Below are 22,138 nucleotides of genomic sequence, written 5' to 3' on the forward strand. Positions count from 1 at the left end.
CTCCTGCTCATAAGAGCGCAATTGCGCTCATTATTGCACGATCTCTTGACGGGTGCCACAGGTCACTATGCAATAGCTCATGCGCTCAGTTGCTCAGTTCATTGCTCGTATGAGCGCCACGGACGAGGAGGTCCCATGCAGAGCAGACGCAGATCGACCCGGCTCCGCACCGCGTACGGCGTCGCGCTGAGCGCGGTCGTGCTGGCCGTACCCGCGTGCGCCGGAGCCGGAGGCGGTGGTGGTGGGTCCGGCGAGACCATCACGATCGCCACGGTCGGAAACCCGCAGATGCAAGACATCGAGCAGCTGAGCTCGGAGTTCGAGTCCGAGCACGACATCTCGGTGGAGTTCGTGACTCTTCCCGAGAACGAGCTGCGTGACCAGGTGACCCAGGACATCGCCACCGGGGCCGGGCAGTACGACATCGTCACGATCGGTACCTACGAGACCCCGATCTGGGCGGAGAACGAGTGGATCGAACCACTCGACGAGTACGCGTCGGAGGACGGTTATGACGTCGACGACATCCTCACGCCGGTGCGCGATGCACTGTCCTACGAGGACACGCTCTATGCCGCACCGTTCTACGGTGAGTCGTCCTTCCTGATGTATCGCGAGGACTTGCTCGACGAGGCCGGGCTGACGATGCCCGAGCAGCCGACGTGGGAGGAGGTGGCCGAGCTCGCCGCCGAGCTGGACGAGGAGGAGTCGGGCACCGCCGGCATCTGCCTGCGCGGACTTCCGGGGTGGGGCGAGGTTCTCGCCCCGTTGAACACGATCATCCATACCTTCGGAGGGCGCTGGTACGACGAGGACTGGAATGCGCAACTGACTTCCGAGGAGACCACCGAGGCCGTGCAGTTCTACGTCGACCTGGTGCGCGAGCACGGCCAGCCGGGGGCGGCGAACTCCGGGTTCACCGAGTGCATGACGGCGGTCAGCCAGGGTGACGCGGCCATGTGGTACGACGCGACCGTCGGTGCCAGCTCGCTCGAAGACCCGAACGAGAGCGACGCCGCGGGCAGGATGGGCTACGCGCAAGCACCGGTGCAGGAAACCGAGCACGGTGGCTGGCTGTGGGCCTGGTCGCTGGCGATCCCGAGTACATCCGAGCGCAAGGACGCGGCGTGGGAGTTCATCTCCTGGGCGACGTCCAAGGAGTACATCCAGCTGGTCGGCGAGGAGCTGGGCTGGACCCGCGTACCGCCCGGCAGCCGCGCGTCCACCTACGAGATCCCCGAGTACCAGGAGGAGGCAGGCGAGTTCGCGGAGCCGACGCTGGAGGCCATCGAGGGAGTCGACGTCAACCAGCCGGGGCTGCACGAGCAGCCGTGGGTCGGCGTCCAGTACATCGCGATCCCGGAGTTTCAGGACCTGGGAACGCGGGTCTCGCAGGAGATCTCAGCGGCGATCGCCGGTAGGCAATCGGTGACCGAGGCCCTGGACAAGGCGCAGTCCTATGCCGAGGAAACGGCCGAGTCGGGCGGGTACTCCGGGTGATGAGCGCACCACCAGTGGTCGATGGCCGCGCCGGTGGAGCGGCGGCACCGGCGCGGTCGACCACGCCCACAGCCGTCGAGCGACTCAAGCGCCGCATCCCGCTTCTACCGGCGCTCGTGCTGACGATCGTGCTGACCCAGGTGCCGTTGCTCGGCACGGTCTACTACAGCTTCCATTCCCGCAACCTGCTGCGCGGGGATGCGATCGAGTTCGTCTGGTTCGCCAACTACGCCGACATTCTCGGTGACGAGCATTTCCGTACGGCCGTGCTCAACACGGTGGTGCTCACCGCCAGCACGGTCACGCTGTCCATCGCACTCGGCGTCGCGCTCGCCGTGCTGCTGGACAAGGCGTTCCTGGGGCGGAGCGTGGTGCGCACGCTGCTGATCACGCCCTTCCTGGTGATGCCTGCCGTGGCGGCCCTGCTGTGGAAGCACGCGATGTTCGACCCCGTCTACGGCCTGCTGAACTGGTTCCTCTCTCTGGTGGGAGTCGGCCCGATCGACTGGATCAGCGAGCTGCCCATGTTCTCGATCGTGCTGATGATGACGTGGCAGTGGACGCCGTTCATGATGCTGATCGTGCTCGCCGGGCTGCAGAGCCAGTCCCCCGAGGTGCTCGAGGCCGCGAAGGTTGACGGCGCGCGCGCGTTCGCCACGTTCCGACGTATCACCCTGCCGCACCTGAGGCGCTTCATCGAACTGGGGATCCTGCTCGGTTCGATCTTCATCGTGCAGACCTTCGACGCGATCTTCCTGATCACCCAGGGTGGGCCGGGGCAGGCGACGATGAACCTGCCGTACTTCATCTACCAGCGCACGTTCCGGGCGTTCGAGGTCGGTGAGTCCGCGGCAGCCGGGGTCATCGTCGTCGCGGGCACGATCGTGATCGCGATCTTCGCTCTCCGGGTGATCCTGAACCTGTTCCGAGAGGAGGGGTGAGCCGTGCTCGAGACCGCCCCGACACCACCGGCATCCGGCGAGGCCTCGCACAGCGAGCGGGCGGCGGCGGCCCGGCGCCGCACGCGGCGACCGCGCTCGCTCGGCGTCGCGGCGCTGGCCTGGACGGTCGGGCTGGTGTTCTTCTTCCCCGTGCTGTGGATGTTCCTCACCGGCTTCAAGCACGAGAGCGAGGCCTCGACGACGCCGCCGACATGGTTGTTCGTGCCGACGTTCGACCAGTTCCGGGCGATCCTGGGTCGCGACTTCCTGCCGTACTTCCTGAACTCGCTGACCGCATCGGTCCTGTCCACGGTTCTGGTGGTCGTCCTGGCCGTCCCCGCAGCCTACGCCCTGTCCCTGGCTCCGGTGCGGCGATGGAAGGATGCGCTGTTCTTCTTCATCTCGACCCGCATGATGCCGCCGGTCGCGATCATCCTGCCGCTGTACATCATCGCCAACAACATCGGACTGCTCGACAACGTCACGATGCTGTCCGTTGTGTACACCGTGATGAACCTGCCGATCGCGGTATGGATGATCCGGTCGTTCCTCGTCGAGCTGCCTGCCGAGGTGCTGGAGGCATCGCGCGTCGACGGCGCGAGTATCGGCACCGAGATACGACGCATCATACTGCCGATGATCGCTCCAGGGGTGGCCGCGACCGCGCTGATCTGCTTCATCTTCGCGTGGAACGAGTTCTTCTTCGCGGTGAGCCTGACCTCTACGAAGGCGGCTACCGTGCCGGTGTTTCTCACCGGCTTCATCACGGCGGAAGGGCTGTTCTTGGCGCAGCTGTCCGCCGCGTCGATGATGGCGGCCCTTCCGGTGATCCTCGCCGGGTGGGTGGCCCAGAAATGGTTGGTTCGTGGTCTTTCCCTCGGGGCGGTGAAGTGAATGCGCGCTGCTGTCATAGAAACTCCAGGCCGGGTCTCGGTCAGCTCCGTCGCCGATCCGGCTCCGGAGGAGCGCCAGGTGGTCATCGAGGTCGCTTCGGTGGGTATCTGCGGCACGGACCTGCATATCCTCGACGGCGAGTTCGCCCCGACCCCGTATCCGATCATCCCGGGGCATGAGTTCGCAGGCACGGTCGTGGCGATCGGTTCGCAGGTCACGGAGGTTGCCGAGGGAGAAAGGGTCGCCGTGGATCCCTCGCTGTTCTGCGCGGAGTGCCACTACTGCGCGCTCGGCAGGGAGAACTTGTGCGAACGGTGGAGCGCGATCGGAGTGACGACCTCGGGCGCGTGCGCCGAGTACGCGCTGGCTCCGGTGGCCAACTGCCAGCGCATTCCCGAGCAGATGTCGCTCGAGCATGCTGCGCTCATCGAGCCGCTGTCCTGTGCCGTGCACGGGTTCGACCTGCTGCCCTGCCGCATGGGTGAGCACTACCTCGTGTACGGGGCGGGAACGATGGGCCTGATGATGGCGCAGCTGGCCAGGCGGGCAGGCGCCGCCAGCGTGTCCGTGGTCGACCTCAACCCCGATCGGCTCGATGTCGCGGCGGCGCTCGGTGCCGACGCTGTCGCGCGAGACGCCGACGAGCTCGATCGGCCGCAGGGCTGGGAGGTCGTGGTGGACTGCACCGGTGCGGTACCCGCGATCGAGGACGGTCTCCGGCGGGTGCGGCGGGGCGGCACCTTCGAGGTATTCGGGGTCGCTGCTGCCGAGGCCTCCGCTTCGTTCTCACCGTTTCGCGTGTACAACGACGAGATCACCATCGTCGGCAGCATGGCCGTGCTGCACAGCTTCGAACGCGCGGTGGCCCTGATGTCTGCGGGCGCCGTCGACGCGGCGACGATGCTCAGCCACAGCTTCGCGCTCGAGGACTACGCCGAGGCCATCGAGGCGTTCCGGCAGGGCCTCGGCCGCAAGTTGCAGATCAATCCCGCTCGACCCTAGCGGCCGAGGAGATAACAGGAAGGACACGCCGTCATGGCAACGATCACCTACGAGGCGGCCACCCGCTTCTATCCCGGGTCGGAACGTCCGGCTGTCGACGGCCTGGAAATCAGTATCGAGGACGGGGAGTTCCTGGTCCTGGTCGGCCCGTCCGGGTGCGGAAAGTCCACGTCGTTGCGGATGCTCGCCGGCCTGGAGGACGTGGACGAGGGCGCGATCCGCATCGGGGACAGGGACGTGACCACGCTCGCCCCCGGCCGACGGGACGTGGCGATGGTGTTCCAGTCCTATGCCCTCTACCCGCACATGAACGTGGCCGAGAACATGGCTTTCGCCCTGGAAATGGCGAAGATGCCCAAGCAGGAGCGCCGTAGGCGCGTCAGGGAGGCCGCCAGGATCCTTGACCTGGAGCCGTTCCTGGACCGCAAACCCAAGTCGCTCTCCGGAGGTCAGCGCCAGCGTGTCGCGATGGGACGCGCGATCGTGCGTGAGCCGCAGGCGTTCCTCATGGACGAGCCGCTGTCGAACCTGGACGCCAAGCTCCGCGTGTCGACTCGCTCGCAGATCGCTGCGCTGCAGAAGCGGCTCGGGGTCACCACCGTCTACGTCACGCATGACCAGGTCGAGGCGATGACGATGGGGGATCGAGTGGCGGTGCTCAACGAGGGGGTGCTGCAGCAGTGCGACTCACCCCGGGCGCTTTACCAGCGCCCTGCCAACGCCTTCGTGGCAGGCTTCATCGGCTCGCCCGCGATGAACATCCGGGAGTTCGCGGTGCACGACGGGCACGCCCGGATCGGAGATCGTGATGTCGAGGTGTCGGACGAGCTGCGAGCCGCGCTGGCCGATGAGGGGTTGGATCGAGTCCTGCTGGGGTTCCGCCCGGAATCGGTCGATCTCGTCGGCCCTTCCGAGGGGTTCACGGCATCCGTGCAGCTGGTCGAGGAGCTCGGCGCCGATGCCTACCTGTACTGCAGTATCGCCGGAACCGACCATGCCGGTGATCCGGACATCGTGACCCGTATCGACCCGGCTCGGCCGCCGCGCGTGGGGGAGACCGTGCACCTTCGGGTGCGTGCCGGCCACGAGCACGCGTTCTCCCCGGTCACGGGAGAGCGACTGAGTTCCTGATACGCGGCACCGCGGGTGGATCGCACCCGAAGACCTCACCTGCCGAGCAGCGAGCCGAGCGAGGTGTCCGCGTCCAGCTCGCCCCCCAGGGCGCGAGCCGTGCCCGACAGCATCGAGCAGAGCGCCGTCGTCAGGTAGGTCGTGAGCTGGCCCGCGCTCAACGACCTCTCGTTCGGATCGGCGCGCCAGCTGTTCACCGTCGCGTCCACGAACCCGAGCACGCCGAATGCCGTTGGCCGTGCGAGCCGGGGATCGCCGTCGTAACGCGCCAGCGCGCGGCCGACGAGATCCTCCACGCGCGCGGCAACAGCCGTGCGCGCGCCGCTGATCGCCTGCGAGGCGAGAACCTGCTTGTCGCTGGATCCGGCGACGAGGAAGTGATGCAGGTGGGGGTGCCGCTCGATCCAGCTCACATACGTACCCACCGCGTGCCGGATGACCTCGCTCAGCGTCCCGTCCGGCGACAGTACCGGCGTCAGCTCGGCGAGGAGCATGTCCACGATGCGGCGGCGAACGTGCTCGTCGAGGTCCTCGCGGCCGTCGAAGTGCCGGTAGACGACCTGGCGGGGCAGCTCCAGCCGCTGCGCGATGCGCCGCACGCTGACGCCGGTGCCCTCCTCCTCGATGGCGCGCAGCGCCGCGTCGACGACTTCCGTGCGGCGCTGTTCCTTGTGTTCCTGCCAGCGTGTCGTACGCCCGTCGACGCGTGCGTCCTTGGTCGTGTTCACCGTATCCAGCACGGCTGCCACTCTACATCGCTCGCTCGGCCGTCCGGTCATTGACTGTGACAACATGTCACACTAATCTATGTGTGACGGTTGGTAACGGGTCAACAGTGGCCGTGCGAGCAAGGGAGCTGCGATGGCCGAGAACGGGAACGTGACGCGGGAGCAGGTCGCCGAGAGGTTGCTCAGCGGGTCGGTCAAACGGTCCTACGAGCCTGTCGTGGATATCGACTGGGACGCCCCGCTGGACGAGAGCAAGCTGTTCCTGCCCGAGCGGGTCATCTCGCTGTACGGCACGCCACTGTGGGAGAGCATGAACCACGCGCAGCGCAGGGAGCTCTCCCGTCAGGAGCTGGCGAACGTGCTGAGCGCGGGGATCTGGTTCGAGAACGTGCTCAACAGGATGCTGTTGCGCGAGCTACTCGCCGAGGACCCCACGGACCGCCACGCCCATTACGCCCTGACCGAGATGGGGGACGAATGCCGGCACATGGTCATGTTCGGGCGGCTCATCGACCGGATAGGCGCGCGGCCCTACCGGTTGCGCGGGCTCGGCCTGCTGGGCGTCACGGCGTTGCCGACCGCCATCAGGCGCTCGTTCGTGTGGGTGGCCGCGTTGATCGGGGAGGAGATCTTCGACGCCCTGCAGCGGCGGATGGTGGACGCCCCCGAGCTCGAGCCGCTGGTGTCGCGGATGATGCGGATCCACGTGACCGAGGAAGCCAGGCACATCCGGTTCGCCCGTGAGGCCCTGGCCAGGACGGCCCCCTCCATGAGCCGGTGGGAACGGGAATACACCGGCAACCTGATGGGCATCGGTGCCCCGCTGTTCGCGGCCCTGTTCACGAACCGGCACATGTACTCGCGCGCCGGTCTGGACGGTAAGGAGGCCAAGAGCCAGGCCCTGAACAACCCGTACTTCGCCGAGGCCCGGCGGTACGGGTTCGCCGATCTCGGGAACTTCCTGGAGAGCGTAGGCATGATGCGGCCTGCCGCCCGGTACATGTGGAAGCGCTGGGGGTTCATCGCATGACCGCCGACACGCGCGCACAGGTGATCATCGTCGGAGCCGGCTTCGCCGGGTTGTGCACCGCCATCAAGCTCGCCGAGGCAGGTTTCGAGGACTTCCGCATCCTGGAGAAGGCCGATGAGCTCGGTGGCACCTGGCGGGAGAACACCTACCCGGGATGCAGCTGCGACGTCCCCTCGCTGATGTACTCGTACTCCTTCGCGCCGAACGCGCACTGGACGCGCATGTACGCCCGGCAACCGGAGATACTCGACTACCTTCGCCGCGTGGTGCGGCGCTACGGCCTCGGCAGGCACATCGAGTTCGGCACGGAGGTCACCTCCTACGAGTTCGACGAGGACGCGGACCGGTGGCACGTGCGGACAGCAGGCGGACGGAGCTACTACCCGCGTATCGTGGTGGCCGCTCCCGGACCGCTGCACCAGCCGAAGGCTCCCGAGGTTCCCGGCAGGGACCGCTTCCGCGGGAAGAGCTTCCACTCGGCGCAGTGGGACCACTCCTACGACACCGCCGGCAAGCGCGTGGCGGTGATCGGGACCGGAGCCAGCGCCGTGCAGTTCGTCCCGCGGCTGGCGAGGGACGCGCAGCGGTTGTCGGTGTTCCAGCGCACACCGCACTGGGTGCTACCCAAATGGGACAGACGCCTGACCCGTACCGAACGGCTCGCCTTCCGCGTGGTCCCCGGGCTGCGCAGGCTGTACCGCTACGCGATCTACTGGATCCACGAGGCCCTCATCCTGGGGTTCCTGCACCCGCGCCTGATGAGGCGTATCGAGGCGATCGCCAAGGGCCAGCTGCGACGCCAGGTTGCCGATCCCGGGCTCCGGCGCGCGCTGACCCCGGACTACACGATCGGCTGCAAGCGGATCCTGATCTCCAGCGACTACTATCCCGCGCTGCAACGCGAGAACGTCGAGCTGGTCACCGGAGGGATCGCCGAGATAACCGCGGACGGGATACGTACCCACGACGGCTCCGAGCGGGAGTTCGACGCCATCGTCTACGCCACGGGCTTCGCCGTGAGCGACCGGTTCGCCGCCGAGCGCATCGTCGGCAAGGGTGGCCTGACGATCCAGCAAGCCTGGCGGGACGGCATGGAGGCCTTCCAGGGGATCGCGGTGGCCGGGTTCCCGAACTTCTTCCTGATGCTGGGGCCGAACTCCGGCGGCGGCAACCAGTCCATCGTGTTCATGATCGAGGCACAGGCGGGCTACATCGTGCAGTGCCTGCGACAGATGGAGCAGCGGGACGTTACCCGAATCGAGGTCCGTGCCGCGGTGCAGCGCCAGTTCAACCGGTGGGTGCACGGCAAGCTCGCGGGAAGCGTGTGGAACACCGGTGGCTGCGACAGCTGGTACCTGGACGACACGGGCGCCAACCGCGCGGCCTGGCCGGGCTCGAGCGTCTCGTACTGGCGCCGGATGCGGCGGCTCAACCCGGAGCACTTCGAGTGGACCTCGGCCGCGGACCGCGAACCGGAGCATGCCTATCACGGACCCGCCACGCTGGCCGCCGGCACGGAGGAGCTGCCCGTGACGGTCACGCTGTCCGGGCACCTCGAACCGATCGACGGGGCGTTCCACTGGTACGGCCGGGTCGCCGCCGACGACGCGGTGATCGCGTGGAAACGGGCCAACCGGCGGGTCATGCTCACCCTGCCGGGGCGCGAACCCGTGCACGCTCGGCTTGTCGAGGTGGATCCCTGGGGGCACGTGCGCATCAGCGGTGCGGGAATCCCCCCGTTCCCCGTCGAGTCGTTGGAGGAGATCGAGCGGACGGAGGTGACAGGCTCACCGGTTGCGGGGAGCTAGTCTCCTTCCGCGGCCTCGGGCGTCATGACCACTGCGGACGGTAGCGCGTCGAACGCCTCGACCACTCGGCTCACGAGCGTGTCGCGCGCGCCGTGCCCCTTGCGTTCGCTGTGCCGCTCCTGCCTGACCCAGTTCTTGGCGCCGCAGCGCCACGCGCCGACCGCCAGCTCGCCGAGCAGGCGCAACCGCACGTCGGCACGGCTGTCCACGGCCAGCTTCGACTCGATCTGCTCGACAAGTCGTTCCTGGGTTCGCAGCGAGCACACGTTGCTGTGGTCGCGCAGCGCCGGGGTGCGCGCGATCAGGCCTCGAGTGGCGATGAAACGTCGCTCCCACTCGGCGTCCATCCCCTCCAGCGCCGAGACCAGTGCCCGCCGGAGGGTCGCCAGCACCGGACCGTCCAGCGGGGTGCGGGCGAACCCGGCGACGTACGCGTCCCACAGCTCGGTTTCCGCGGCCGTCGCGACGTCCTCCTTGCTCGAGAAGTAGCGGAAGAACGTGCGCTTGGAGACTTCGACCTCGTCGACGACCTCGTCGAGGGTGATCTCGTCGAAACCGCGCTCGAGGAACAGCCTGAGTGCCGCGTCCACGAGGGCGCGGTGGGTGCGGAGCTTCTTGCGCTCCCGCAGGGGGAGGTCGCGGTCGGGGTTCGCCGGCATGCGCGGGGTCACCACCTCAGCGTAACGAGGGCGCGGTGCGGGACACGCCACTCGCCATATTGTGACAGTAAGTGTAAACTGCCACTGAATGACATTATTGCTCGGGCGAATCGGCCAGGGGGACTGATGACACGACACTCCACGCCGGTGGCGTATCCGGCCGCGCTGGCGGTGCTGCTGCTCGCCTCGACGCTCGGCGTGATGGCAGGCGCGATCGTGATGCCCGTGCTCGAGGTCATCCGGAACGACCTCGACGTGGACGGTACTGCCGCCGGACTGGTCATCACCGCGCACGGCCTGGCCATCGCGCTGTTCAGCCCGTTGATCGGCCGCGCCATCGACCGGTGGGGCGTGCGGCTGCCGATGGCTGCAGGGCTGGTGCTCTACGGGCTCGCCGGGGGAGCGGGCACGGTGTTGACGTCCTACCCCCTGCTGATCGCGAGCCGGCTGATGCTCGGTGTCGGCGCCGCGGCGGTGTTCAGCGGTACGACCGTGGCGATGCTGACGCTGTACCGCGACGGTGAGCGTGACAGGGTGATGGGGTGGCGGACGACGGCGACCACCCTGGGTGGGCTGGTCTGGCCGCTGCTCGGTGGCGCGCTCGGCGGGTTGTCCTGGCACGCGACGTTCGCGATCTACCTGATCGGGATACCGCTCGGAGTGGCGACCCTGGTCACGCTGCCCGACGAGGCGGCCGGGCAGGATCGGCAAGCGCAGCCGGAGGGCGGGGCGGTACGGATGCTGCGGCGCTACCCCGCGCTGCTCGCGTGGTACGGCCTCATGCTCACGACCGGGCTGCTGATGTACTCGCTGGCGGTGTTCATCCCGCAGCGCCTCGCCGAACTCGGGGTACACGAGCCCCTGCGAGTCTCGCTGTTCATGGTGGCCATGTCGATCGCGGCCGGCGTGGTCGGGCTGGCCTACGGGCGGTTGCGAGCCCGGTTGGACTACGCGGCGATGTTGCGAATCACAGCGGCGTGCTGGGTAGCCGCCTTCGGCGTGCTCGGTACCGTCGGTGTCCCCGCCATCCTGCTCGTCGCAGCCGCGTTGTTCGGTTTCGCCAACGGCCTCCTGCTTCCCACCATCACGGTGCTGATCGGTGAGACGCCTCCTGCCGAGCAACGTGGCAGGGCCACCTCGCTGTCCGCCACGGCGATGTTCATCGGCCAGTTCGCCTCGCCCTTGCTGTTCGGGCCGCTGATGGGGGCTGTGTCGATCAGCACAGGGTATCTCGTGGCGGCAGGGCTCTCCTCGCTGATCCTGGTCCTGTTGCTCGCCTCGACCGTTCGCGACCCCGATGTCGCGGTGAGCAGCACGAGACGTACCCGAGAGCCTGCGGCCGCGGCTGCCTGTGATGATGATGTCGATCGCCCGACCGCACCCTTACATGATCGGTGACTGCACTGCTAGCGTCGCTGTGCAGCCATCCAGTTCGCCGAGTACGTCGGGAGAATGCCAGCATGAACTCCTCCACTGAGCCGGCCATGAAGCTGACCTCGCTGTCCCAGGGGGCCGGCTGCGCGTGCAAGCTGCCGTTGGCCAAGCTGGAGAGCATGTTCTCCTCGCTCGGTGCGAACCTGGAGTCGGCCACAGGGGAGATGCTGGTCGGCGCCTCGGAGGGTGACGACGCCGCGGTCTATCGCCTCGACGACGACCGCGCGCTGATCCTGACCACCGACTTCTTCACCCCGATCGTGGACGATGCCTACGACTGGGGCCGGATCGCGGCGGCCAACGCCCTGTCCGATGTGTACGCGATGGGCGGGCGGCCGATCATCGCGGTCAACCTCACCGCGTGGCCGGGCAACGACGTGCCCATGGAGATGCTGTCCGACGTGCTGCGCGGGGGTGCCGACGTGGCGCGCGAGGCGAGCTGCTTCATCGGTGGCGGGCACACCATCGACGATGCGGTTCCCAAGTACGGGATGGCCGTCGTCGGCCTGGCGCACCCGGACCAGCTCTTCCAGATCGATCAGCTGCGGGCCGGTGATGAGCTTGTGCTCACCAAGGCGCTGGGCACAGGGGTGATCGCCACGTCGATCAAGGCGGGAGGCGCCAGCAAGGAGTGGATCGACGGTGCGGTCGACTCGATGACCACGCTCAATGCCGACGCCGGCGCGGTCGCCTCGAGCGCGGGGGCACGGGCGGCCACCGACGTGACCGGCTTCGGCCTGCTCGGCCACCTGCACCGGATGGCGCGTGCCAGCGGCGTCGCAGCCGAGATCGACTCCTCTGCCGTCCCCACCCTGCCCGGCGCGGTCGACGCGGTCGCCGCGGGCTTCGTTCCGGGCGGCACCAAGGCCAACACCGACCACCTCAGCTCCGTGGTCAGCGTCGCAGACGACGTCGACAGCGAGATGGCGGTGCTGTTGCACGACGCCCAGACGTCCGGCGGCATGCTGATCGCGGTTCCCTCCGGGACGGACAGCGCGGCTGTCGTCGCCGAGCTGCGTGGCAAGAACCTCCCCGCTGCGGTGATCGGCCGTGCCGCCGCAGGCACCCCCGGCCACGTCACCGTTGTGCGCTGAATGACGCTTTCAGTCCGTCTCGTGGACTGAAAGCGTCATTCAGCATTCAGCGCACGGTGCGGCGGACGGCGGCGCTGATGAAGTCTACGGCCAGGGTCAGCAGGATCAGCGTGGCCAGCGTGGTCAGCGCGGCGCCGTAGTCGAAACCGCTCAGCTGTTGCGCCAGCGCGTAACCGAGCCCGCCCGCCCCGACGACGCCGACGACCACGGTCTCCCGGATGGTGACCTCCCACCGGTACAGGCCGTAAGCGGCGAAGCGAGGCGTCGCGGCGGGTACCACGCCGTAGCAGAAGACCTGCGCCGCCGAGGCTCCGTGCGCGCGCAGCGCGCGCAGCGGCCGGACGTCCAGGTTCTCCGCGGACTCGGCCATCAGGCGGCCGAGCACGCCGACGGTGTAGACGCCGAGTGCCAGCGCGCCCGGCAGGATCCCGGGATAGAGGACGAACAGGAACAATAGCGCCCACACCGGTGGCGGGATGGCCCGCAGCACCACGAGGACCAACCTGCTCGCCGCGAACAGGACCAGGCGCGCGGCACGCGAGAGCACATGACGCCGCGTGTGGTAGCTGCCGCGCGGAAGGTTGGCCGCAGGGAAGGCGAACAGCGCTGCCCCGCAGAACCCGATCACCATGGCCAGGATCGAGATGGCGAGCGTGACCGCGCTGAGCCACACCAGCCCGGACAGGCCGTCGCCCGCCAGGGAGGGCGGCCATGCGTCGCCGAGCAGTCGCCGGGTGTGTTCCCACGTCTCGCCGCTCCACAGCACGGCGAGATCCAGCCCGATCCACCACACGGACAGGACGATCAGGGCGAGGCCGAGTACCCCTGAGCCGACGAGAACCGGGTCGGCTCCGCGCCCGGTCCGCTGCGTGCCGTCGGCGCGGGCACTCCGCCTGGCCCGTACCCGCGAGCTCCAGAAGTCCGCTGCGACGCTGAGCGCGATCAGTGCGTAGAGCAGCGTCCATATCTCGTCGTAGTGCAGGCTCTGGAAGCTCAGCGAGAGCTGGAAACCCAGGCCGCCGGCCCCAACGAGGCCGAGCACGGCTGCGCTGCGGATGGCGCACTCGAAACGGTAGAAGCCGTAGGAGAGCAGGTCGGACAGTGCGGGTGGCAGCAGGCCGTAGATCATCGCCGAGCTCCGGCTCGCGCCGCCCGCCAGCAGGGCCGAGTACGGCTGCCGCGCGGTCTCGTCCAGCAGCTCGGAGAACACCTTGGCCGTGACCGCGCCGAACGGGATACCGATGGCCAGTACCGCCACGATCGGGTCGAGCCCGAACACGATCAGGAATATCAGGCCCCAAACCACCTCGTGGATACCGCGGGGCACCACGAGCACCGTCCGTGCCAGCATCCAGGAGACCGTGCCGCGCTTGCCGCGCGCGCGGCGGCCGAGTGACCACCATGTCTGCGAGGTCAGCACGCCACCGACAATGCCGATCACCAGGCTGAGTGCGGTGCCGAGGACCGCGTACGCCAGGGTGGTGAGTGCGGCCGTCCCTGTCAGTGCCAGGAACTCGCCGTCGAGCCGGGGGGCACCCGCCGCGCGGAAGAACTCGACGAACGCGGGGATCCCCTCGGCGCGGAGCACGTCCCGCTCACCGACTCCGGCGGCCACCAGCGAGGCGCCGGTGACGGCCACGGCCGCCAGTGCCCACAACCACCGCTGGCGTGAGCGCCGGGAGCCGCCGCTCCGCCCGGCCGGAGCGGGAGCCGACGTCTCCTCGACCCCGTCGAGCGCGCGCAGCGACACCGTCATGCCGACCCCGGTGGCTGTTCGATGGCGTACAGGGCACGGACCTCGTCATCGTGGAGGTTCTCCCTGCGCTTGTCGAACACGATCCTGCCGTCCCGCAGACCGACCACGCGCTCGAACTTGTCCAGCGCCATGTCCACGTCGTGCAGGCTGGCCAGCAGCGCGGTCTCGGACTCGGCGCTGATGTCCAGGAGCAGCTTCATGATCTCAAGTCCCCTGGTCGGGTCGAGGCTGGCAACGGGCTCGTCGGCGAGGATGGCCTCGGGTTGTTGCACGAGGACCCTGGCGATGGCGACACGCTGCTGCTCCCCACCGGAGAGGTCACCGGTGCGCTCGTGCAGCTTGTCCCGGATACCGACCTGCGCGAGCGCCTCACGCACGCGCGGCACATCCCTGGGTAGCAGCAGGGACAGCGCAGCCTTCCAGAACGGCCACGCACCGAGCCTGCCCGCGTTCACGTTGTGGACCGTACGCAGCTGGGCCACCACGTCGAACCGCTGATGGATCGTACCGATACGTCGCTGGGTAGCGCGGATGTGCCTGGCCGAGGCGCGCCCGTACGGGCAGCCGAGCGCCCGCACCTCGCCCCGCGTGGCCGCCGTGGTGCCGTTCAGCAGGCTGATCAGCGTCGTCTTGCCCGCGCCGCTCGGGCCGATGATCGCCACCCGTTCCCCGGAACGCACCACGAGGTCCACACCCGACAGTGCTTCGACCTGGCCGAGCCGGACGCTGACCTCCCGGAGCTCGAAGACGATATCGTCGTCGCGGTCACCGGCCTGCGGCTCGGGGCCCGCTCGCTCCGTGGCGCGCTCGGCCCGGCGGTCGCGCCGCCTCGCCTGCTCCGCGTCCCGCGCCATAGCGATCACAGCAACCCGACATCGCGAGCGACCTTCTCGATCCGCTCGTAGTTCTCGGCCTCCGTGGCGATGAAGCCCTCCGCCTGGAACATCTGGAGGATCTCCCGTTCGCGTTCGTCACTACCGTCCAGGTCGAGCAGTGCCTGGGTCAGGTTGTCGGTGAAGCCGGAGCCGAACTCCGCGTCCAGCTCCGGCCGGGCCAGCCAGTGATAGTCGTGATAGGTGGGCGTGCGGAACACCTCGCGGACCCGGTCGGTGTCGACGGCCCCCTCCTCGACGCGGTCGTCCCACAGTGCCGCGTTGAGGGCGCCGACCTCGTAGGTGCCTTCCTCGACGAGCTTCGCCGTGGTGTCGTGGGATCCGGAGAAACCGACCTCGCCGGCGAACTCGTCCACAGAGACACCCGCCTCGGACAGGAAGTGCTGGGGCATGACCCGTCCGGACGTGGACGACTCGCTGCCGAAGGTGAACGAGTGCCCGGCCAGCTCCGTCAACCCGGCTTTGTCGTCGAACGGCTCGAGACCGGTGTCGGTGTTGGCGACGAACACGCTCTCGAACTCCGCGTCGATGGTGCGCTGCGCGATCGGTTCGGCCCCGTCGACCTGGTCGCGTGCCTGCACGCCCGTGACCCCGCCGAAGAACGCCAGCTGCAGGTCGCCGCGCTGGAATGCGGTGACCGCTGCGGTGTAATCGGTGACCGGTACGTACTCGACCTCGACGCCGAGCTCCTCGCTGAGGTAGTCGGCCAGCGTGCCGTAGGTGCGTTGCAGCTGCTCGGGGTCCTGGTCGGGGATCGCGCCGATGCTGAGGGTGTCACCGTCGTCGCCTCCCTGACCACTCGGATCGCCAGGGGCGCTCCCGCAAGCCGCGGCACCGAGCGTCACGGCCGCGAGGGCCAGGATCCTGAGGGGCGCGTAGCGCATGGTGGCTCCTTTCACTCTGGTCACGTCAGTGACAGCTCGGCGAGCAGGTCGGCCCAGGCCGCGTGCTCGCGTCGCGGGTCGACGAGTTGTCGCAGGTTCCGGCACTGGCGTGCCAACTCGGTGTAGAAGCCGTCGCGGTCGGACTCGGCGGCGGCGAACAGATCGGCGAGGGACTCGGTGTCGCCTGCGGGGAAGTAGCCGGGATAGTCGGGCCCCAGCAGGCCGATGGATCCCGGGATGGCCGAGGAGATCACGGGGACGCCGGCGGCGATCGCCTCGGAGATGACGTTCGCGCCACCCTCGTGTTGCGAGGCGAGTACGAGCAACCTGCTGCGTGCCAGCACGTCGAGCGCCTGTGCCCGGGTGCGCTCACCGAGCCAGCTGTACCGCGGGTTCGTCGCCGACTCCTCTCGCGCCGCCGCCGCGAGGTCGTCATCGAGCGCGGCGCCGACGTGGGTCACGTGGACGCGCGAGTCCGGTGGCAACAGCCGCACGGCCGCGGCCGGGCGGAGCGGGTCCTTCACGGCGCGGATGTGCGCGAGCTGGGCTACCTCGACGATGCCGTCCGCGGGCCTGCGTCGCTCGATGGGTGGCACCGACTGCAGGATCACGCGGCACCGCTCGCGCCGCGCGTTGTCGAACTGGTCACGTCCGTGTTCCTGCAGCACGACGATGCGTGACGCCAGGTCGAGCACCTCCGGCTCGACACCGGTGCTGCGCAGGTCCGGGTAGAGGTCCGTGCCGGTCAGCGCGAGCACGATCGGTGCCTGCGGGTTCTCGGCACGGAAGGCGCGGATCGCGTCCGCGCTCTTGCGCGCGTGCAGCGCGATCAACGCCGTGTAGCGGCCTCCCGGGTACTCCTGTGCGGTCCGTACCTCGTGGCCGAGCTCGCGCAGGATGTCGGCCCAACGCTGGGCGGTGACCCCGTTCCCGAGGACGGTGTTCGGGGCCGCGGGGCTGACCAGCAGGATCATGTCAGTGAACCGCACAGGTCCGGAACCCGGCGAGAACGTCCGCGCGGTCCGGTGTGAAGTAGTTGCGCAATGTGGATCGGGCGTACCGGCCCCTTGTCGGCCACCCTCCGCCGCGCAGCACCTTGCGCTGCCCGAAGAACTGCTCCGAGTTGTCGCCGTAGGCGTCGCGTTCGAAGTTCGGGTAGGCCTGGAAGTCGCTCGCCGTCCACTCCCACACGTTGCCGATCATCTGCCGGCACCCGTCGGGGGAGTCACCCTGGCCGCACGCGCTGACCGGGACGGGGCCCCTGGATCGCCAGTCGGTGGCGGCCTCCGCAGGCTCCGGCAGCCGCGATCCCCACGGGTAGGTACTCTTGTCCTGCCGTCCCGCTGTGGCGGCGAACTCCCACTCGGTTTCGGTCGGTAGCCGCCTGCCGGCCCAGCGGCAGAAGGCGTCGGCCGCCCACCAGCTGATGTGGCTGACCGGTAGGTCCGGTTCCAGATCCACCCACCCGTCGAAGTGGCGCCGTTGCCAGCCACCGTCCGGTCCGGGCCGCCAGTACATCGGGTGCGTGGCCCCGCTCGCCGCGAGCCAGGCGCCACCATCGGACCACAGACCGGGTGTGCGGTAGCCGCCGTCCTCGACGAACTGCGCGAACTCCCGCTGGGTCACCGCGGTGGCCGCCATCGCGAACGAGCCCACGTCGACCGGATGTGCCCACTTCTCGTTGTCGTAGACGAACGGGTCGCTGCGCTGCGCGCCGAGCAGGAAGCGGCCACCTGCGAACTTGACGTCCCCGCCGAACTCCTCGCCGGACGCGTCGAACGACGCCCCGGTGTCGGTGAGCCCGGCCATGTGCGGGGCAGGGTGGCCGAGGAGCTGCCGGGTGTAGGTGAACGCCTCGGTGTGCGTGTCGTGATGGTGCACTGTGTAGCGGGCGAAGTGCCGGACGACATCGGTGGCATCGCCCGCCGTCACCTCCTGGGCGACGCGCTCGGCCACGGTGCGCAGGTACGACAGTGTGTTCTCACGGGACGGCAGCGCCAGGTACCAGCGCGTGTCGTGCGGGACGGAGCCCGAGTCGTACAGGGCGTCGGCATACGGCAGGATCGGGTCCCTGCCGCAGGCGCGCCTGAGCACGAAGAGCTCCTGGAACCAGGCGATGTGCCCCAGCTCCCAGAGCAGCGGGTTGACGGTGGGCAGCAGCGGACCGATCAGCTGGTCGTCTGTGAGGTCAGCGACGAGCTCCTCGGCGCGGTGCGCTGCGTCGGATATCCAGCCGGCCAGTTCCTCCGCGGTCACCTCGCGGTGATTCACATCGCCTCCCTACTCGTCCGCCGGGGCCTTCTGGTGGCCCTCGGGCGATGCCGTTACATTCCCCCGGTCCGGGGGACGATGAGCGTCGCCAGCGATGAAAACACAGTACGCGCCGGCTGTCAGCGTCCATCAGAGTTGATCTCGGCCGTATTCCGGCCATTCCGTGTCAGTGCGCTGACAGTCGCAGGCGCCGACTGTGCCTCAGGGAGTCGCGCGGGCGAGGCTGAGCGCGAACCGTCCCGCCGCGTCCGTCCACCAGCTGTGCAGCTCGAACCCGGCCGTGGCCAGCTCGGATGCCACGTGCTCGCGACGGAACTTCGTGGAGACCTCGGTACGCATCTCCTCGCCCTCTGTGAAGTTGATCTCGAGACCGATCCCGGGGAGCGTGACGCGCATGTCCCGATCGGCACGCAGCCGCATCTCGATCCATTCCTGTCGCTCGTCCCACACCGCGCGGTGCGTGAACGCCTCTGGGACGAAGTCGGCGCCCAGCTCGGCGTTGAGGACGTGCAGGACGTTGCGGTTGAACTCGCCGGTCACTCCCTGGGAGTCGGCATAGGCACGAACCAGGGTGTCGGGATCCTTGACCAGATCTGTGCCGAGCAGCAGCCATTCGCCACCGTCGAGAGCGTCGCGTAGCGAGGTCAGGAACTTGGCGCGCTCGTCGGGCAGCAGGTTCCCGATGGTGCCGCCGAGGAACGCGACCAGGCGGGGACGCGATCCGTCCGGCACAGCGAGGGAGCTGGTGAAGTCGTCGACGACACCGTGCACGCGCAGCGCGGGGTAGGTCTCGGCGATGGCGTGCGCTGCCTCGCGAAGGGCCTGCTCGGAGACGTCGAGCGGGAAAAACTCGCGCAGGGTCCCAGAGGGGGTCCCAGAGGGAGCCACCGAGGTGCCCCCCTCGGTGGGGCCGTCCGGCGGCCCGTTCGCGCTGAACGCGTCCAGGAGTAGCCGCGTCTTGACGGAGGATCCGGACCCGAGCTCGACCAGTGCCCCCGGCCGGGTGACGGTGGCGAGTTCGGGCGCGCGCTCGGCGAGGATCTCCCGTTCGGCGCGGGCCGGGTAGTACTCGGGGAGCCGCGTGATGTCCTCGAACAGCTCACTGCCCCTGGCGTCGTAGAACCATTTCGGGGGCAGCCACTTCGGCATCGAGGTGAGTCCGGTGAGGGCGTCGGCGCGCAGCGCCTCGGCCGCCTGTTCGGGCGTGTGCCGGATCTCGACGGTTGCTGGCGGCATGGTCACCTCGCAGTGAGCTGATGGACGGTCGCCCATGATGATCTCTGACGAGGGGACACAGGGAAAGCTGTCACGCCTGCGTCCTTGTTCATAGTCGGGCAGTCCACCACGTCGCCGTCCCCGAACATCATGGGTCACTTGCAGTTTCCGCCCGCGAGTCGGCTACGCCGACCCTCGTCCGCAAACGCGTGGACAGCCCTCCGAGCCTCCGGCGGGGATCACACCCCGGCCGGGGCGGGCATCGCCCGTGCCGGCCGGGGTGTGACCGGCTGGCGTCACGCCGCCTGCCGGTCCAGGTCGCTCGCGTCCACCTCGAAGCGCAGCTCGCCATCGACCACGTCGACGGCGACCCGCCGGCCGCTGTCCAGCTGCTCGTCGAGCAGCAGGTCCGCGAGCCTGTCGTCGACCTCTCGCTGGATCGTGCGACGCAGCGGCCGCGCACCGAACTCGGGTTGGTGCCCTCGCTCGGCGAGCCAGTCGACGGCCGCGTCGGTGAACTCCAGATCGACACCCTGGTCCCGCAGCCGCCTCCGGCTGTCCTCGAGCAACAGGTCGGCGATCGTGTGCAGCTCCGTGGCGCTGAGCTTGCGGAAGATCACGACCTCGTCGATGCGGTTGAGGAACTCCGGCCGGAACGACTCCTTGAGCCTGCCCATCAGCCGTTCGCGTACGGGCCTCTCGCTGGCGTCCTGGCCGGGAGAGGTGAAACCGAGGGTGCCCGACCCGCTGGAGATGACGTCCGAGCCCAGGTTGCTCGTCATGATCAGCACGGTGTTCCTGAAGTCGACGGTGCGGCCCTGCCCGTCGGTGAGCCGCCCGTCGTCCAGCACCTGGAGCAGGATGTTGAACACATCGGGATGTGCCTTCTCGACCTCGTCGAGCAGGATCACCGAGTATGGGCGGCGCCGCACGGCCTCGGTCAGCTCGCCGGACCGGCCGTAGCCGACGTAGCCGGGCGGCGCCCCGACCAGCCTGCTCTCGGTGTGCCGCTCCTGGTACTCGCTCATGTCCAGGCGCACCATGCTGTCCGTGTCACCGAACAACGCTGCCGCCAGTGCCTTGGCCAGCTCGGTCTTGCCGACACCGGTCGGCCCGAGGAACAGGAAGCTCCCGATGGGCCGCTGGGGGTCACCCAGCCCCGCGCGGGAGCGTCGCACCGAGCGGGCGATGGCGTGTACCGCGTCCTGTTGCCCGACGACCCGCTTGTGCAGCTCGTCCTCGAGCCGCTGCAGTCGGGTCTTCTCCTGCTCGGTGAGGCGCTGTACGGGCACGCCGGTGGCGCGTGAGACCACGCCCGCGATGTCCTCGGTGGTGATCTCGACAGCGTGCTCGTCCTCGTTCGAGACAGCCGTCGCGAGGCTGTCCTGCAGCGCGTTGATCTCATCGCGCAGCGCGGACGCCCGCTCGTAGTCCTCCTCGGCGATCGCCTTTTCCTTCTGCCTCTCCAGCCGCTCGGCCTTCTCGCGCAGGTCGCGGCGCCCGTCGGCTCCGGGGCCGATACTGAGCCGCTTGCGTGCGCCTGCCTGGTCGAGCACGTCGATCGCCTTGTCCGGCAGGTGCCGGTCGGTGATGTAGCGATCCGACAATGTCACGGCCGCGGTGATCGCGTCATCGGTGAACCGCACCCCGTGGTGCTGCTCGTACTGTCCGCGCAGCCCGTCGACCACGGCGACGGCCTCGTCCACACCGGGCTCGTCGACGAGAACCGGCTGGAACCGGCGTTCCAGTGCCGAGTCGGACTCGATGGTGGAGCGGTACTCGTCGAGTGTCGTCGCGCCGACCATGTGCAGCTCACCACGGGCCAGCCGCGGCTTGAGCATGTTCCCGGCGTCCACGGCGCCCTCCGCGCCGCCCGCACCCACCACGGTGTGCAGCTCGTCGACGAACACGATGATCTCGGAGCTGTTCGCGGCGATCTCGTCGATCACCTTGGTCATGCGCTCCTCGAAGTCACCCCGGTAACGCGTGCCGGCGAGCATCCCGGAGATATCCAGTTGCACGATCCGCTTACCGGAGAGCATGGCAGGGATGTCGCCCTCGGCGACGCGCCTGGCGAGGCCTTCCACGATCGCGGTCTTGCCCACGCCGGGTTCGCCGATGAGCACGGCGTTGTTCTTGGTCCGGCGGGTCAGGATCTCGATGGTCTGCTCGATCTCGCTGTCCCTGCCGATGACCGGGTCGATCGCACCGTCCCTGGCACGCGCGGTCAGGTCGACGCCGTACTGGTCCAGCGTGGGGGTCGCGCTGCTCTCCTGGTCACCGTCGGCGCGTGTCCTTGTCGCAGCCGACTGCAGCGACTCCGGCGTGACATCGGCACTGAGTAGGATGTTGCCCGGCGTGGACCCGTGGTTGGCGGTCAGCGCCAGCAGCAGGTGGTCGGCGTCGATGTAGGCCGAGCCGACGGCCCGGGAGATCTGGTGGGCACCAAGCAGGACGGACCGGGCGGCCGACGTCAGCGGAGGCGGGGTCGAGTCGCCACCGCCCGCGTCGGCCGAGCCGGCAGGCGGTAGGCGCTTGGCGGCCCGCTCGGCGAGCTCGTCCGGGTCGGCGCCCGCGTCGTTCAGCAGGTTCCTTGTCGGCTCGGTCCGCGTGGCTGCGAGCAGGATGTGCAGCGCGTCGACCTCGCCATGGCCCCGTTCGGCAGCCTCGCGCGCCGCCGTGCCGACCACCTCGTGGGCCTGCTGTGTCATCAGCTTGCCGATGTCGATGCGGCGCACGGAACGGTCGCCCCCGAAGAACCGGGCGAAGAAGTCCTCGAACGGTTCGCCGTCGGGGCCGAATTCGTTGGCCATTCCTACCCCCTTCGGGAGGTTATCGAGTGATGTGCACCCGACAGAACGTCGGTGGACGCCCGATTGTTTCCGGTGCGACTCGCGG

At 68.7% G+C, this 22,138-nt stretch carries 18 protein-coding genes; 9 read left to right on the top strand and 9 right to left on the bottom strand.

The window, feature by feature from the left end; translation table 11 throughout:
- Positions 1-135 precede the first annotated feature (135 nt).
- The 5 genes from CHB84_RS03830 to CHB84_RS03850 all read left to right on the top strand — a co-directional run bounded on the left by CHB84_RS03830 (position 136) and on the right by CHB84_RS03850 (position 5,468).
- The gene (locus tag CHB84_RS03830) at positions 136-1,500 is read left to right on the top strand and encodes an ABC transporter substrate-binding protein (RefSeq protein WP_089300060.1); all 1,365 of its coding nucleotides are present in this window, start codon (positions 136-138) and stop codon (positions 1,498-1,500) included.
- The gene (locus CHB84_RS03835) at positions 1,500-2,441 is read left to right on the top strand and encodes a carbohydrate ABC transporter permease (protein WP_089300061.1); all 942 of its coding nucleotides are present in this window, start codon (positions 1,500-1,502) and stop codon (positions 2,439-2,441) included. Before CHB84_RS03830 ends, CHB84_RS03835 begins: the two co-directional genes overlap by 1 nt.
- Positions 2,442-2,555: 114 nt before the next feature.
- A complete protein-coding gene (locus tag CHB84_RS03840; RefSeq protein WP_245818541.1) occupies positions 2,556-3,335 on the top strand; it encodes a carbohydrate ABC transporter permease in 780 nt (259 codons plus the stop codon).
- Entirely contained in the window at positions 3,336-4,337 is a 1,002-nt protein-coding gene (locus tag CHB84_RS03845; protein ID WP_089300062.1) for a zinc-dependent alcohol dehydrogenase family protein, read from the top strand.
- A 33-nt stretch (positions 4,338-4,370) separates the two neighbouring features.
- Positions 4,371-5,468: an ABC transporter ATP-binding protein gene (locus tag CHB84_RS03850; protein ID WP_089300063.1), complete on the top strand. Its 1,098-nt coding sequence runs from the start codon at positions 4,371-4,373 to the stop codon at positions 5,466-5,468.
- 35 nt (positions 5,469-5,503) lie between these two features.
- Here CHB84_RS03850 and CHB84_RS03855 read toward each other — a convergent pair whose 3' ends face one another.
- Complete coding sequence (locus CHB84_RS03855) at positions 5,504-6,208, bottom strand: TetR/AcrR family transcriptional regulator (protein ID WP_245818533.1); 705 nt, start codon at positions 6,206-6,208, stop codon at positions 5,504-5,506.
- 121 nt (positions 6,209-6,329) lie between these two features.
- Here CHB84_RS03855 and CHB84_RS03860 point away from each other — a divergent pair, with 121 nt between their 5' ends.
- Both CHB84_RS03860 and CHB84_RS03865 read left to right on the top strand, forming a co-directional pair.
- On the top strand, positions 6,330-7,226 hold the full coding sequence (locus tag CHB84_RS03860; RefSeq protein WP_089300065.1) for an AurF N-oxygenase family protein: 897 nt from the start codon (positions 6,330-6,332) through the stop codon (positions 7,224-7,226).
- Positions 7,223-9,034, top strand: coding sequence for a DUF4873 domain-containing protein (locus tag CHB84_RS03865; protein WP_089300066.1), 1,812 nt, complete (start codon positions 7,223-7,225; stop codon positions 9,032-9,034). Before CHB84_RS03860 ends, CHB84_RS03865 begins: the two co-directional genes overlap by 4 nt.
- Here CHB84_RS03865 and CHB84_RS03870 read toward each other — a convergent pair.
- Complete coding sequence (locus CHB84_RS03870) at positions 9,031-9,705, bottom strand: TetR family transcriptional regulator (RefSeq protein WP_217898455.1); 675 nt, start codon at positions 9,703-9,705, stop codon at positions 9,031-9,033. The genes CHB84_RS03865 and CHB84_RS03870 overlap by 4 nt on opposite strands.
- A 114-nt stretch (positions 9,706-9,819) precedes the next feature.
- Between CHB84_RS03870 and CHB84_RS03875 the strand changes: the two genes are divergently transcribed.
- Together CHB84_RS03875 and selD are read left to right on the top strand one after the other, a co-directional pair.
- On the top strand, positions 9,820-11,091 hold the full coding sequence (locus tag CHB84_RS03875) for an MFS transporter (protein WP_089300068.1): 1,272 nt from the start codon (positions 9,820-9,822) through the stop codon (positions 11,089-11,091).
- A 62-nt stretch (positions 11,092-11,153) separates the two neighbouring features.
- The gene (gene selD / locus CHB84_RS03880; RefSeq protein WP_089300069.1) at positions 11,154-12,221 is read left to right on the top strand and encodes a selenide, water dikinase SelD; all 1,068 of its coding nucleotides are present in this window, start codon (positions 11,154-11,156) and stop codon (positions 12,219-12,221) included.
- A 46-nt stretch (positions 12,222-12,267) separates the two neighbouring features.
- On the opposite strand, the gene CHB84_RS03885 is transcribed toward selD, so the two are convergent.
- The 7 genes from CHB84_RS03885 to CHB84_RS03915 form a co-directional block, all read right to left on the bottom strand.
- Entirely contained in the window at positions 12,268-13,977 is a 1,710-nt protein-coding gene (locus CHB84_RS03885) for a PhnE/PtxC family ABC transporter permease (protein ID WP_089300070.1), read from the bottom strand.
- Positions 13,974-14,831, bottom strand: a complete 858-nt coding sequence (locus CHB84_RS03890) for a phosphonate ABC transporter ATP-binding protein (RefSeq protein ID WP_089300125.1) — start codon at positions 14,829-14,831, stop codon at positions 13,974-13,976. The genes CHB84_RS03885 and CHB84_RS03890 overlap by 4 nt, the downstream gene beginning before the upstream one ends.
- 5 nt (positions 14,832-14,836) lie before the next feature.
- Complete coding sequence (locus CHB84_RS03895) at positions 14,837-15,754, bottom strand: putative selenate ABC transporter substrate-binding protein (RefSeq protein WP_089300071.1); 918 nt, start codon at positions 15,752-15,754, stop codon at positions 14,837-14,839.
- A gap of 20 nt (positions 15,755-15,774) precedes the next feature.
- Complete coding sequence (senB, locus tag CHB84_RS03900; RefSeq protein ID WP_217898456.1) at positions 15,775-16,743, bottom strand: selenoneine biosynthesis selenosugar synthase SenB; 969 nt, start codon at positions 16,741-16,743, stop codon at positions 15,775-15,777.
- Positions 16,730-18,025, bottom strand: coding sequence for a selenoneine synthase SenA (senA, locus tag CHB84_RS03905; RefSeq protein ID WP_217898457.1), 1,296 nt, complete (start codon positions 18,023-18,025; stop codon positions 16,730-16,732). Before senA ends, senB begins: the two co-directional genes overlap by 14 nt.
- Before the next feature lie 201 nt (positions 18,026-18,226).
- Positions 18,227-19,261, bottom strand: coding sequence for an L-histidine N(alpha)-methyltransferase (gene egtD, locus CHB84_RS03910; RefSeq protein WP_089300073.1), 1,035 nt, complete (start codon positions 19,259-19,261; stop codon positions 18,227-18,229).
- A 275-nt stretch (positions 19,262-19,536) separates the two neighbouring features.
- Entirely contained in the window at positions 19,537-22,053 is a 2,517-nt protein-coding gene (locus tag CHB84_RS03915) for an ATP-dependent Clp protease ATP-binding subunit (protein WP_089300074.1), read from the bottom strand.
- Positions 22,054-22,138: the final 85 nt, after the last annotated feature.

Origin of the sequence: Haloechinothrix alba (assembly GCF_900188115.1) — a bacterium.
GTDB classification, from domain to species: domain Bacteria; phylum Actinomycetota; class Actinomycetes; order Mycobacteriales; family Pseudonocardiaceae; genus Haloechinothrix; species Haloechinothrix alba.

Bases quoted from the DNA above. Each gene is read 5' to 3' on its own strand.
- egtD (WP_089300073.1), bottom strand. From the start codon at position 19,261: ATGCCGCCAGCAACCGTCGAGATCCGGCACACGCCCGAACAGGCGGCC.
- CHB84_RS03860 (WP_089300065.1), top strand. From the start codon at position 6,330: ATGGCCGAGAACGGGAACGTGACGCGGGAGCAGGTCGCCGAGAGGTTG.
- CHB84_RS03890 (WP_089300125.1), bottom strand. From the start codon at position 14,831: ATGGCGCGGGACGCGGAGCAGGCGAGGCGGCGCGACCGCCGGGCCGAG.
- CHB84_RS03915 (WP_089300074.1), bottom strand. From the start codon at position 22,053: ATGGCCAACGAATTCGGCCCCGACGGCGAACCGTTCGAGGACTTCTTC.
- CHB84_RS03835 (WP_089300061.1), top strand. From the start codon at position 1,500: ATGAGCGCACCACCAGTGGTCGATGGCCGCGCCGGTGGAGCGGCGGCA.
- CHB84_RS03865 (WP_089300066.1), top strand. From the start codon at position 7,223: ATGACCGCCGACACGCGCGCACAGGTGATCATCGTCGGAGCCGGCTTC.
- selD (WP_089300069.1), top strand. From the start codon at position 11,154: ATGAACTCCTCCACTGAGCCGGCCATGAAGCTGACCTCGCTGTCCCAG.
- CHB84_RS03895 (WP_089300071.1), bottom strand. From the start codon at position 15,754: ATGCGCTACGCGCCCCTCAGGATCCTGGCCCTCGCGGCCGTGACGCTC.
- CHB84_RS03885 (WP_089300070.1), bottom strand. From the start codon at position 13,977: ATGACGGTGTCGCTGCGCGCGCTCGACGGGGTCGAGGAGACGTCGGCT.
- CHB84_RS03845 (WP_089300062.1), top strand. From the start codon at position 3,336: ATGCGCGCTGCTGTCATAGAAACTCCAGGCCGGGTCTCGGTCAGCTCC.
- CHB84_RS03830 (WP_089300060.1), top strand. From the start codon at position 136: ATGCAGAGCAGACGCAGATCGACCCGGCTCCGCACCGCGTACGGCGTC.
- CHB84_RS03875 (WP_089300068.1), top strand. From the start codon at position 9,820: ATGACACGACACTCCACGCCGGTGGCGTATCCGGCCGCGCTGGCGGTG.
- CHB84_RS03850 (WP_089300063.1), top strand. From the start codon at position 4,371: ATGGCAACGATCACCTACGAGGCGGCCACCCGCTTCTATCCCGGGTCG.